Source organism: Geobacillus thermopakistaniensis (genome assembly GCF_000498995.1).
In the GTDB taxonomy this organism is placed as follows: Bacteria; Bacillota; Bacilli; order Bacillales; family Anoxybacillaceae; genus Geobacillus; species Geobacillus thermoleovorans.
In genome coordinates this window covers 1-11293 of record NZ_AYSF01000072.1, presented here as the reverse complement: position 1 = coordinate 11293, position 11293 = coordinate 1, and the positions used below count along the sequence as shown (strand labels likewise).

General features: G+C 54.7%; 17 protein-coding genes. All 17 read right to left on the bottom strand.

What is annotated here, in order from left to right:
• On the bottom strand, window positions 1-280 hold a 280-nt coding region (locus T260_RS125345), incomplete at its 3' end, for an EscU/YscU/HrcU family type III secretion system export apparatus switch protein (RefSeq protein ID WP_023634338.1).
• Between the two features lies 1 nt (window position 281).
• Window positions 282-1055: a flagellar biosynthetic protein FliR gene (fliR, locus tag T260_RS125350; protein WP_023634337.1), complete on the bottom strand. Its 774-nt coding sequence runs from the start codon at window positions 1053-1055 to the stop codon at window positions 282-284.
• Window positions 1056-1061: 6 nt separating this feature from the next.
• Window positions 1062-1331, bottom strand: coding sequence for a flagellar biosynthesis protein FliQ (gene fliQ / locus T260_RS125355; protein WP_011230735.1), 270 nt, complete (start codon window positions 1329-1331; stop codon window positions 1062-1064).
• A gap of 15 nt (window positions 1332-1346) precedes the next feature.
• Window positions 1347-2015, bottom strand: a complete 669-nt coding sequence (fliP, locus tag T260_RS125360) for a flagellar type III secretion system pore protein FliP (RefSeq protein ID WP_011230734.1) — start codon at window positions 2013-2015, stop codon at window positions 1347-1349.
• Entirely contained in the window at window positions 2008-2664 is a 657-nt protein-coding gene (gene fliZ / locus T260_RS125365) for a flagella biosynthesis regulatory protein FliZ (protein ID WP_023634336.1), read from the bottom strand. The genes fliP and fliZ overlap by 8 nt, the downstream gene beginning before the upstream one ends.
• Window positions 2665-2683: 19 nt before the next feature.
• Window positions 2684-3043: a response regulator gene (locus T260_RS125370; protein ID WP_011230732.1), complete on the bottom strand. Its 360-nt coding sequence runs from the start codon at window positions 3041-3043 to the stop codon at window positions 2684-2686.
• A 25-nt stretch (window positions 3044-3068) separates the two neighbouring features.
• A complete protein-coding gene (gene fliY / locus T260_RS125375; RefSeq protein ID WP_023634335.1) occupies window positions 3069-4250 on the bottom strand; it encodes a flagellar motor switch phosphatase FliY in 1182 nt (393 codons plus the stop codon).
• A complete protein-coding gene (gene fliM / locus T260_RS125380) occupies window positions 4240-5244 on the bottom strand; it encodes a flagellar motor switch protein FliM (RefSeq protein ID WP_011230730.1) in 1005 nt (334 codons plus the stop codon). The genes fliY and fliM overlap by 11 nt, the downstream gene beginning before the upstream one ends.
• A 28-nt stretch (window positions 5245-5272) precedes the next feature.
• Complete coding sequence (gene fliL / locus T260_RS125385) at window positions 5273-5701, bottom strand: flagellar basal body-associated protein FliL (protein ID WP_011230729.1); 429 nt, start codon at window positions 5699-5701, stop codon at window positions 5273-5275.
• A complete protein-coding gene (locus tag T260_RS125390) occupies window positions 5688-5912 on the bottom strand; it encodes a flagellar FlbD family protein (RefSeq protein ID WP_011230728.1) in 225 nt (74 codons plus the stop codon). The genes fliL and T260_RS125390 overlap by 14 nt, the downstream gene beginning before the upstream one ends.
• A 43-nt stretch (window positions 5913-5955) precedes the next feature.
• Window positions 5956-6765, bottom strand: a complete 810-nt coding sequence (flgG, locus tag T260_RS125395) for a flagellar basal body rod protein FlgG (protein ID WP_023634334.1) — start codon at window positions 6763-6765, stop codon at window positions 5956-5958.
• A gap of 17 nt (window positions 6766-6782) precedes the next feature.
• Entirely contained in the window at window positions 6783-7211 is a 429-nt protein-coding gene (flgD, locus tag T260_RS125400; protein ID WP_011230726.1) for a flagellar hook assembly protein FlgD, read from the bottom strand.
• 17 nt (window positions 7212-7228) lie between these two features.
• Entirely contained in the window at window positions 7229-8419 is a 1191-nt protein-coding gene (locus T260_RS125405) for a flagellar hook-length control protein FliK (protein ID WP_011230725.1), read from the bottom strand.
• Complete coding sequence (locus T260_RS125410; RefSeq protein ID WP_015374410.1) at window positions 8416-9027, bottom strand: MotE family protein; 612 nt, start codon at window positions 9025-9027, stop codon at window positions 8416-8418. The genes T260_RS125405 and T260_RS125410 overlap by 4 nt, the downstream gene beginning before the upstream one ends.
• Window positions 9028-9474 (bottom strand): flagellar export protein FliJ, encoded by a 447-nt coding sequence (gene fliJ, locus T260_RS125415; RefSeq protein WP_011230723.1) that lies wholly within the window; start codon window positions 9472-9474, stop codon window positions 9028-9030.
• A 42-nt stretch (window positions 9475-9516) separates the two neighbouring features.
• On the bottom strand, window positions 9517-10827 hold the full coding sequence (gene fliI, locus T260_RS125420; protein WP_081712628.1) for a flagellar protein export ATPase FliI: 1311 nt from the start codon (window positions 10825-10827) through the stop codon (window positions 9517-9519).
• Complete coding sequence (gene fliH, locus T260_RS04120; RefSeq protein WP_023634333.1) at window positions 10805-11272, bottom strand: flagellar assembly protein FliH; 468 nt, start codon at window positions 11270-11272, stop codon at window positions 10805-10807. The genes fliI and fliH overlap by 23 nt, the downstream gene beginning before the upstream one ends.
• Window positions 11273-11293: the final 21 nt, after the last annotated feature.

Genomic DNA, 11293 nt, shown 5'->3' with positions numbered 1-11293 from the left:
CAATGTGGCAAAAATGACGCCGAAAATGAAGCGAGTCAACCGTCAACGAAGCGGACGCATAATCGGACAAGGCGCGGGCGAACAACCGCAGCAGACCGTCCCGCTCGTACGCCCCGGCCAAGGACAAAGCAAGAAATGAAGCAAGCAGCACGGAAGCGGAGACGACATCACCGCTTTTGGCCACCTGTCCTTTTTCCCGCACTTCTTGCCGTTTGCGAGGCGTCGCCTTTTCCGTTTTTTCCCCAGCGAAAAATTGCAAATCGAGCCGCCACTCGCCCATCTTATCCGCCTCCCAACAGCCGCATCAACTCGCGCAACGAGGCAAACATGAAGTGAAATACGCCGCGCGCCGCGAGCAATATTCCCCCGACTGCCGCCAACAGGAGCAAAAACGCCGCCGCCGTTTTGGCGGAAAAGCCGACCGCGAAAATGTTCATTTGCGGCACCGCGCGGGCGATGATGCCAAGCGCCACGTCGACTAAAAAGAGCGATCCGACAAGCGGGGCGGCCATTTGCACAGCGGCGGCAAACATGGCAGCGAACACCCGCACGACGTACTCCACCGCCGGCCCATCGGCAATGTGCGGCAAGCGGTCAAGCGGCAGCCAATGATAGCTGTAAAACATGCCGTCAAGCAGCAAATGGTGCCCGTCAAGCATAAGCAAAAGCAAAAGCGCCAGCAAATGAAGATACTCGCCAAGCAGCGGGCTTTGCGCTCCAGTTTGCGGGTCGATGACGTTGGCGATGGCAAACCCGATTTGAAAATCGATCAAGCCGCCGGCGACTTGCACCGCCGCCATGAGGATCGCTGCCAGCAGCCCAAGCGCCAGTCCGACGAGCGCTTCTTTTACGACAAGCAATACATACACGCCGTCAAGCGCCAACACCGGTTTGGGCATCGCCCAAAACAACAGCCAGCTGAACAAAAACGCCAATCCGGCTTTATACGAAGCCGGCACGGTCCGGTAGGAAAACAACGGCATCGCCGCGAAAAACGAAGCAGCGCGGACAAAGACGAGCAAAAACGCCGGAAAATAAGTCCATACTTGTTCCATCGCCGATCAGCCTATAAACGAAGCAAGATTGTTGAAAATATCGTGCGCGTACGACACCATTTTCGAGAGCATCCACGGCCCAAAGAACACAAGTCCAAGCAAGACGGCGACGATTTTCGGCACAAACGCGAGCGTCTGCTCTTGAATTTGCGTCGCCGCCTGAAAAATGCTGACGACAAGCCCGACGGCAAGGGACAACAACAAGAGCGGCCCGCAGACGACAAGCACGATATACACGCCTTGTTCAGCAAGGCGGATGATGAAATCGGCACTCATAAACGCCACCTATCTTTATTGAAAACTTTGCAACAATGATTTGACGACCAAATGCCAGCCATCAACAAGGACAAACAATAAAATTTTAAACGGCAGCGAAATCATCACAGGCGGCAGCATCATCATCCCCATCGACATTAAGACGCTGGCGACGATCATGTCGATGACTAAAAACGGAATAAAAATCATAAAGCCCATTTGAAACGCCGTTTTCAACTCACTGATGGCAAACGCCGGCACGAGCGCGGTCATCGGGATGTCGTTGATCGTTTTCGGCTGTTTGGCGCCGCTGTATGATAAAAACAGCGCCAAATCTTCCTGCCTTGTGTATTGGCTCATAAACTGCTTCAGCGGAACAGCCGCCCGTTCATACGCCTCCTCCAAATCAATTTTGTCGGCAAACAGCGGCTGCAATGCCTGGTCGTTGATTTCTTTCCAGGTTGGCGCCATAATGAAAAATGTTAAAAACAGCGCGAGCCCGACGAGCACTTGGTTCGGCGGCATCTGCTGCGTGCCGAGCGCCGTGCGCACAAACGACAAAACGATGACGATGCGCGTAAAACATGTCATCATAATGAGAATGCCGGGAGCGATCGACAAAACGGTGAGCAGCAGAAGAAGCTTCACCGCTGTCGACACGTGCTCGGGAGCCATCGAATCAAACATATGGACAAATTCACTCATCGCCCGCCGTCCCTTTCTTCTTCAACCGATTGAGCCACTCGTTTCGCTTTTCGGCCATTTGCTTCATCTCCTCAGCCAACAGCGCCGAAAACGATGACAGCGAACCGCTTTTCCGCTTTGATTTCGCCGTCCACTCACCGCGAAGGAGGGAGCCAAGCCGGCCGAACTTCGCCATCCGTTCCAACCGTTCGCGATGCTGCGCTAACAGCTCATGGATTTCATCTTCGTCTTCAATTTCCTTAAGCAGCTGAATCGAATCGCCGACGCCGATGACGAGCAGCCGGCGGCCGACTTTAATCAGCTGCACAGAGCGGTTCGCCCCGACGCTTGTTCCCCCAAGGTGCTCAATGGCGCCTTTTTGGCCGGAAACGAACAACTGACGGCGGGAAAGCCATTGAAACAGCGCATAAAGAAGGAAGAGAACAAAGGCGGTCGCGCCGATGAGCCGAAGCACATCGAAAGCGGAAACCGCATCAGCGGCTTGATTCGCTGTCTGTTTTGTCTGTTGCCCGGAAGGAGCTGACTTCCCGCATGAATCGGGATGCTGCAGGCAGTCGGCGACCGTCGGGCTTTGGGCGGCCAATGCCGGCACCGGCCCCAAAGCGATGGCTGCTGCCAGCAAAACGGCCGCCCAGCGCCAAATTGCCATAGTTTCCACCTCTGATCGCTCACCCGATCGTTTTGTTGATCGCTTCGATGACGCGGTCCGCTTGGAACGGCTTGACCACAAAATCTTTCGCCCCGGCTTGAATGGCATCAATCACCATTGCCTGCTGCCCCATCGCGGAGCACATAATGACTTTGGCGTTGCTGTCGATTTTTTTAATTTCCTTGAGCGCCGTAATCCCATCCATCTCCGGCATCGTAATATCCATTGTCACTACATCGGGCTGCGTTTCCTTGTATTTCTCGATCGCCTGCCGCCCATCGGCCGCTTCGGCGACGACTTCATGTCCGTTTTTTGTCAAAATGTCTTTAATCATCATGCGCATAAATGCCGCATCATCAACGACAAGCACTCTTGCCATGTCCCCTTACCTCCCAAACGCCTGTTTATTTTAGCCGTGTTAGCCGATCGCTTTGGCTGATGATGTCCGTGATGCGGACGCCGAAATTTTCATCGATGACGACAACCTCTCCTTTCGCGATCAGCTTGTTGTTGACAAACACGTCGACCGGTTCGCCGGCCAGCTTATCGAGCTCAATGATCGATCCAGTCGACAGCTGCAAAATTTCCTGCACCGATCGCTTCGTCCGTCCGAGTTCAACCGTCACCTGCAGCGGCACATCAAACAGCAGCTCCAAATTGCGCGCCTCCGTTGCCGCAAGCGGCGGGGCATCGAACTCGACGAAATCGGCGGTTTGAATATGCCGAGCGGTTGCACCATCCCTATCCTTGTCCGCGCGCCCAGCCGACGGTTCATCCGTCGAGCGGCTCGCCGCTTCTGAAACGGCCGCACCGCCGTTCGCCTGAGCGTAAGTCGGAACAGGCTGCGGCTCGCTAAACGGCCGCGCGTCCGCCGACGACTTGAGGTTAACTTCCGCAGCCCCCGGCTCCTCAAGCGGCGAGCCGAGCAATTGGGCAACCAATTCTTTCGCGAAATCGACCGGCAGCAGCTGCATAATGCTTGAGTCGATCAACTCGCCGATTTTCAGCCGAAATGACACTTTAATGAGAAAATCTTCGTCCGGCAAATATTCCATCCCTTTTCCTTCCGCCAAATCAAGCAGGTGGAGCGTCGGCGGGGAAATATCAACCCGCTTGCCAAAGACGGTCGACATCGACGTCGCCGCTGAGCCCATCATTTGGTTCATCGCTTCTTGAACAGCGCTCAGCTGAATCTCTCCGAGCGGACCATCGGCCGCCGTTCCGTCGCCGCCAAGCATTAAATCAGCGATAATCGCCGCGTCTTTCTGTTTAATGACCAACAAATTTGTCCCGAGCAGCCCTTCCGTATAGTTGACTTGGATGGCGACATATGGCTGCGGAAATTCATCAGCGACGCTTGTGCGCTCGATCATGGACACGCTTGGCGTCGTAATTTCCACCTTTTGGTTCAATAACATCGACAGTGCAGTGGCCGAACTGCCGAATGAAATATTGCCAATTTCCCCAAGGGCATCTTGCTCGAGCGGGGTGAAAATATCGTGGAGCGCCGGAACGTGATCGCTATTGTCCATTCCGCGCAGTAAAGCATCGATTTCATCTTGCGACAACATCCCATCATTCATCATGGTCGTCTTCGTCCCCCTCGATCATCGCTAAAATTTGCACCGCCAGCTTTTTGTTCCGCTTCCCCGGCTGGCCGATAAACTTTGGAATATGGCCGATTTTGACCACGAGCGGCTCATGAATCGACTGCTCGAGCTGAATGACGTCGCCGGCCTCGAGTTGAAGAAATTCATTGACCGTGATGACCGCCGTTCCCAGTTCAGCGATAATCGGCAATTTTGCCGCGCGGATGCGCTGTTCGATCCGTTTCGCTTCCTCGGGGGAACGCTCCTTTTTTTGCGCCTGCATCCAGTAATGCACCGACAGCCGCGGCATAATCGGCTCCAAGACGACATGCGGAATGCACACATTCATCATGCCGCGCGCTTCGCCGATTTGCGTGTTGAGCGAAATGACGACGACGGTGTCGTTCGGCGCAATCATGCGCAAAAACTGCGGATTGACTTCAAAATCGACAAAGAGCGGGTCGACTTCCGCCACCGATTCCCAAGCGTCGCGCCAATGGACAAACGCCTTGTCAAACAAATTGGACATGATGCGTGTTTCAATCTCAGTCAAATGCTCCACTTTATCCATGCCGACGCCGCGCCCGCCCATCACCCGGTCAAGCATGGCGTAAGCGATGTTCGGGTTGACTTCCAAAAGGACATGCCCGCCAAGCGGCGGCACCTCAAAGACATTGATGATCGTCATTTTTGGGATGGAGCGGACAAATTCTTCGTATGGAATTTGGTCGGCCGATGCGACCGAAATTTGCACATATGTGCGCAACTGGGCGGAAAAAAACGTTGTCAGCAGACGGGCGAAATTCTCATGAATGCGCGTCAGGCTGCGGATTTGATCTTTGGAAAACCGGAGCGCCCGCCGGAAATCATACGTTTTGACGCGTCGGCCTTCCTCCTCTTTTTTCAGCTCCTCCGCGCTCATCTCCCCTGCAGAAAGCGCAGCGAGCAACGCGTCAATTTCGCTTTGCGACAATACTTCCCCGGCCGTCATTTCATCTTCCCCCCTTCCAATGACAGGGCTACTGGAGGATAAAAGAGGTAATGTAGACGTTCTCCACTCTCCCTTCTTGCATCAATCCGTTGATCTCGCGCTTCAGCCGCTCTTTCAGCGCCGTCAGCCCTTCTTTTCCTTTAAAGTCGGCCGCTTTCATCTGCGAAAGTTGCTCGATGATCACGTCTTTCATCTGAAAATCGCGTTTCTCCGCCTCTTCTTTTCCTTGATCGCTGTCTGTTTCAATTTTAAATGAGATTTTAATATAACGCCCGTCCGCTAAATTGGTGGTCATTTCCGGAATGTCGATCGATCGTTCCGCTAGTTCATCGGCGCTTGGCGCCCCTTGTTTTTCCGCATGCCCCATCTTCATCACCGCGACAAGCGCCGCCGTTCCGGCCAAGGCGATGACCGCCAGCACAATGATCATCGTTTTGATTGCTTTATTCCCTTTCACTGTCCAATCCTCCTGCTTTCGGTAAGCGAAACACACCAAGCTGCCGGTAAAATTCGCTCGCTCGTGCAGCCACTTGCTCGACCGTTTCGCGCACGACGAATTTTTTTCCGTTCGTCAGCGTCACGGTCGTATCAGGAAACGCTTCAATTTGTTCGATGTACAACGCATTGAGCACAAACCGTTTCCCGTTGAGCTTCGTTAACGAAATCATCGGCCAGCAGGCGCAAGACGCCGCTCACGCCCTACCTCCTATTCTATTTTTTCAAGTTGACAAGCTCTTGCAAAATTTCATCCGATGTCGTAATGATGCGCGTATTCGCCTGGAAGCCGCGCTGGGCGACGATCATCTCCGTGAATTCCTCGGCAAGGTCGACGTTGGACATCTCAAGCGCGCCGGAGACGATGGTTCCTGTTCCGTTCGCTCCCGGCGCCCCTGTCGTTGGCGCGCCGGAGTTGGTCGTTTCGCGGAACAAGTTGTTGCCGGCTTTTTCTAATCCGTCATTGTTTGCAAATTTGGCCAGCTGAATCGTGCCTATCAGCTGTAAATTCCCAGAAGCATCGATGATGTTGACCGTGCCATCGGCTCCGATGCTTAAACTTTTCGCATTAGAAGGAATTTTCAAACTCGTGATTTTCCCAGTCGAATCAGTTCCAAGTAAATATTGACCATCGGCATTGACAATAGAGCCTTGCGAATCGAGATAAAAATTCCCCGCTCTCGTATACATGCGATTGTTGCCGGACGCATCGCCGACGATGAAAAACCCGTCGCCGGAAATGGCCAAATCGAGCACACGGCCGGTCGTTTGCAAGCTGCCTTGCGTATGGACGGTGTCGATCGCCGCAAGCTGCGAACCGAGCCCGACCTGCTTTGGATTCGTCCCGCCGCGGCCGGCATTGGGCCCGCTTGCTCCAGAAATCGTCTGGCTCATCAAATCTTTGAAAATCGTTCGTCCTTTTTTAAACCCGTACGTATTGACATTGGCAATGTTGTTGCCGATGACATCCAACTTCGTTTGAAAGTTGCGCATGGCGCCGATTCCGGAATACATGGAACGAAGCATCGGTTCCCTCTCCCCTTTTATCCTTTTTGTTCGACTTTCACGACCGCATCCGCGGCAATCGTTGTCCCGTTATCAAGCCCAAGAGTCACTTGGCCGTCTTTTTGCATGACCGATTGAACGACGGCGCTCATCATCGTCTCGCCGTCTTGCCAGTGCACCGTTTTGCCGATCCATTCGCTGTAGCGCAAAAGCGCATCGCGGCTTGACGCTTGCATCCATTGCTGCATCAAATTGGCGATGTTCATCATTTGCTCAAGCGAGGAGAAGCTCGCCATTTGCGCGATAAAGTCTTTATCTTCCATCGGATTGAGCGGGTCTTGGTTTTCTAGCTGAGCGAGCAAAATTTTGAGAAAGTCGTCTTTTCCTAAAATTTGATTGCCCGTTTTCCGTTCCGGCTGAACCGCGTTTGCCAGCCATAAGCTTCCATCAATCGCATTCGTTGTCATCCTCGTTCTTTTCCCCCTTATGCGTCAGCTTCGATCCCGTCTAGCGCAAACGGGAAGGAAGATGATGGCTCCCGCTTTTGTTTTTGCCGCGATTCGCCCTGCTGCTGTCCTCCTTGGCGGTTCCCGGAATACGGCGGCATAGCGGAGCGGTCATAATCCGACCAAACGGTCCATTTTTCGACCGTGATGGAACTCGCATCAAGCTGCTGAGCAAGCTGCGGCAAATGAGCGTAGAGCAACTCTTTCACCGCGTCGTTCGCCACGAGCAGCTTGGCGGCGAGCTTTCCACCTTCCTCTGTCATTTTCACCGTCACCGTCCCGAGATGTTCCGGATGCAGACGGATGACAAGCTGCATGACACCGTTTGGCAACTTCATCCACCGCGCCGACCTTAGCGCGTGGGCGACTTGATCAGCGACGCTTCCGCCAGCTGACGCCGGCATCTCGCCGATCAGCCCGACAGATGAAGAGGAGGGTGATAAAAGCGCAGGAGGAGTGGTGAATGAAGGAGCGGCCTCGCCGCCATGCCCCTTGTCCCCCCTTTTTGACAGCGAAACGTCTTTTTCGCCAGCCGGACGGACGGAAGAAGCTCCGTTAGGCAGCGCGACAACCGGCCTGTTGCCTCCCTGCTCATGGAATGGACGCTGGTCGCCGTCGCTCAGGAGCGGTGGAAACATCCCTGTTTTTCCGCTGGAAGGCGAAAAAGATTCAGCATCGATATGACCACTTTTCCGTCCGTCGGTTATGAACGCACGTTCAAATCCCGCTTCATCGGCCGCCGGCTGAGCGGCAATCGTTTCTTCACCATTCATCGCACCGACAAACGGAAATGTCCAATGATCACTCGTTTTCCCTTCCGCCTGCTGATCCGCCGCCAAAAGCGGCGCGCCTGCAGCTGCCGAAATTGGAGCAACAGCCCAAGCAGCCACGATGGAAGGGGCAAGCCACAATGATTCGATTTGCGCCGGCTTCTTTTCCGCTGAAGATGGTTGTCCGGCTGCGCCCGTTTCCATTCCGCCATTTTGCCAATCTGGCTCTTTGTTTTTGTTCGACTCCTCTTGAAACAAGCTAGTCTCTGCCCCAGCGGGCAATAACTCTTGTTGCTTGTGCGCAAGCAACGCCGCAAACACGTTTGCGTTTTCCGCCTCTTTTTTCACCGCCATAGCGCCTGCCGATAGCGGCGCGTTTGCTGTGATCGTTACTTTCATTCGGCCGCCTCCTTCCCCATCGCCCTTTTGCTTAACGATGCCAACAGTTTCGCCGCCTGCCCAGCCGGCATTTGTTCCAAAATGGCTGCCGCTTTGTCGCCGTCAATCTGGCTCAGTACACGGAGCGCTTCGCTCTCAGGCAGTTCCGCTAAAATAGCCGCCGCCTGTTTTTCCGACATGGCGTCATACATGCCGACGACATCTTCTTCCGTCAAGGCCGGCTCGTCAACAGGCTCAGCCTGAGCGTCCGTTTTCCCGCTTGGCGCAGACAGCTGGGCGATTTCCTTTTCCTTTGCCGCCAATTCGTTTTTCAACTGCTTGATTTGCTTTTGTTGGTCGGCGATCGTTCGTTTTTGCTGGTTGATCGTCTGCTGCTGAGCTTCAATCGTTTTTTGCAAAGCTTTCTCCCTTTTGCTCCAGTTGATCCACTCGGAGACAAACGGCGCCTTTATTGTCCACTGCTTTGCCGCCTTGGCCACATCAACGCCGGCAATGTTTAAAATCAACAACAGAAAGGAGGCAGCAAACGCACTCGGAATGACAATGACAAACAACAGCCATTGCCACCAACTCGCCTGCATTTCCTGTTCAACTTTGCTCTCCGCCATCTATACCTCTCCTTGCCTTGCAAAACGTTGAACCGCCATTTCATCGAGCAGGCGGCGTTCCGCTTCCCTCTCAAGCTGCTCGGCCCACCGCTTAATGCGCTCGCGCATTTTTTCGTATTTTTTCACTTCGATATTCAATTCCATCAAACGCTGTTGCCGGCGCTGCATCTGCTCGCGCGCCTGCATGACGACAAGCTGATAATGGTCGATCATCCGCTCTAAATTCGCCATATATTGCAGCCTAAGGCGAATGTCTCCAACGGACAGGCCGGCTTGAAGCTGTTCATCCCGAGCCGCCGCGCATTCTTCTTTTTCCTTGAGCAGGCGGTAAAGCGTTTCGGCTGCCTGCTCAAACCGGCGGACCGCCTCCTCGTATTCGCCAAGCGCCTTTTCTTTTTCTTTTTCTTTCATCGCCAGCACTTTTTGCAGCCGAAACGTCGGCGTCACATTTGTTCACCCTTTCATCGTCTGAACATGGCGCGCGATTTCTCACCGAACCGACAACAAGCGCAACAGGGCATCAATGCTTTCGGCGCGCGTCGTTTTTTCATCGATGTTTTGGCGGCAAAACGCCATCATTTGCGGATAAAATTCGATCGCCTCATCAATTTCTTGGGACGACCCCCGTTTGTACGCCCCGATTTGAATCAAATCCTCCGAATCGATATAAGTGGACAGAAGGCGGCGGAACCGGTTTGCCGCTTCGCGGTGCTCTGCGCTGATCATGTGGGGCATGACGCGGCTGACGCTTTTGAGCACGTTAATCGCCGGGTAATGCCCTTTGTTCGCCAGCTGGCGTTCCAACACAAAATGGCCATCCAAAATGCCGCGCACCGCATCAGCGATCGGCTCATTCATGTCATCGCCGTCAACAAGCACCGTATAAAACGCGGTGATCGTGCCGGAAGCGTTCGTTCCAGCCCGTTCAAGCAACTTTGGCAGGAGGGCGAAGACCGATGGCGTATAGCCTTTCGTCGTCGGCGGCTCACCGACGGCAAGGCCAATCTCCCGTTGCGCCATAGCGACGCGGGTGACCGAGTCCATCATGAGCATGACATCCGCCCCTTGGTCGCGGAAATATTCGGCGATCGCCGTTGCCGTATAGGCGCCTTTGACGCGCATCAGCGCCGGCTGGTCGGACGTGGCGACGACGACGACCGAGCGGGCCAAGCCGTCCGGGCCAAGGTCGCGCTCTAAAAACTCGCGCACTTCGCGGCCACGCTCGCCGATTAAGGCGATGACGTTCACATCAGCCGACGTATGGCGGGCGATCATTCCCATGAGCGTGCTTTTGCCGACGCCCGAGCCGGCAAAAATGCCGACGCGTTGCCCCTTGCCGACGGCAAGCAGGCTGTCGATGACGCGGATGCCGACTTCAAGCGGTTCGACAATCGGCGGCCGAACGAGCGGATTGGGCGGATCGCGTTCGACCGACACCGGCTTCAGCCCGGGCGGCAACGGGCTCCCGTCAAGCGGTTGGCCGAGCGGATCAAGAACCATGCCAATGAGCGCATCGCCGACGTGCACTTCAAGCGGCCGGCCGGTCGCTTCGACAAGGCAGCCGGGAGCGATATGAGACATGGCGGAAAACGGCATAAGCAAGACGTGCTGTTCATGAAAGCCGACGACTTCGGCGGGAATTTTCCGGCATCCGCTCTGTTCATGGATGTAACAAAGATCGCCAATCGAGCTTTTCGGTCCTTTCGATTCCATCATCAAGCCGATGACGCGCGACACTTTGCCAAACCGTTTATACAAGTCGACAGCGTCTATTTCATCAAGAAGCGCCTGCCAGTTCAGAAAACGCCCCCTCCTTCAATCGCCGGTAGAGCGCCTCGCGCAGCCGCTCAAGCTGTACATCGACGCCCGCCTCGATGCGCCCAAACGGCGTCTCCACGACACAGCCATATTCAGGAAGCGCATCATCCGGGTAGATGAATAGATCAACGCGATGCGGAAACACAGATTTCAGCAGCTCTTTTTGTTCTGCCACGATTTCGTAGCCGTGCGGATGCACATAAACGGCCACTTCCGTTTGCTGGCGCACTTCCTGCAATGCTTGGTGCACGAGCGGCAAAAAAGCGTTTCGATCGCCCTCAAGCGCGGCGCCGAGAATGCGTTCGGCCGCTTTTAACGCCACCTCCAGCATCGCCTCAGCCGTCGATTCGATGCGAGCGTAAAATTCGGTGTTCGCTCGCTCCGCCAAGCGGCGGGCTTGCTCAATCAACGCGCGGTGCTCGCTCAAAGCCTAAAAGCGCGCCGAAAA

Coding starts and splice junctions, on each gene's coding strand:
- T260_RS125370 (WP_011230732.1), bottom strand. CDS start 3,043: ATGGCAAGAGTGCTTGTCGTTGATGATGCGGCATTTATGCGCATGATG.
- fliZ (WP_023634336.1), bottom strand. CDS start 2,664: ATGGCAATTTGGCGCTGGGCGGCCGTTTTGCTGGCAGCAGCCATCGCT.
- T260_RS125410 (WP_015374410.1), bottom strand. CDS start 9,027: ATGGCGGAGAGCAAAGTTGAACAGGAAATGCAGGCGAGTTGGTGGCAA.
- fliQ (WP_011230735.1), bottom strand. CDS start 1,331: ATGAGTGCCGATTTCATCATCCGCCTTGCTGAACAAGGCGTGTATATC.
- T260_RS125390 (WP_011230728.1), bottom strand. CDS start 5,912: ATGATTTCGTTAACGAAGCTCAACGGGAAACGGTTTGTGCTCAATGCG.
- fliR (WP_023634337.1), bottom strand. CDS start 1,055: ATGGAACAAGTATGGACTTATTTTCCGGCGTTTTTGCTCGTCTTTGTC.
- fliM (WP_011230730.1), bottom strand. CDS start 5,244: ATGACGGCCGGGGAAGTATTGTCGCAAAGCGAAATTGACGCGTTGCTC.
- fliY (WP_023634335.1), bottom strand. CDS start 4,250: ATGATGAATGATGGGATGTTGTCGCAAGATGAAATCGATGCTTTACTG.
- flgD (WP_011230726.1), bottom strand. CDS start 7,211: ATGACAACGAATGCGATTGATGGAAGCTTATGGCTGGCAAACGCGGTT.
- flgG (WP_023634334.1), bottom strand. CDS start 6,765: ATGCTTCGTTCCATGTATTCCGGAATCGGCGCCATGCGCAACTTTCAA.
- fliP (WP_011230734.1), bottom strand. CDS start 2,015: ATGAGTGAATTTGTCCATATGTTTGATTCGATGGCTCCCGAGCACGTG.
- T260_RS125405 (WP_011230725.1), bottom strand. CDS start 8,419: ATGAAAGTAACGATCACAGCAAACGCGCCGCTATCGGCAGGCGCTATG.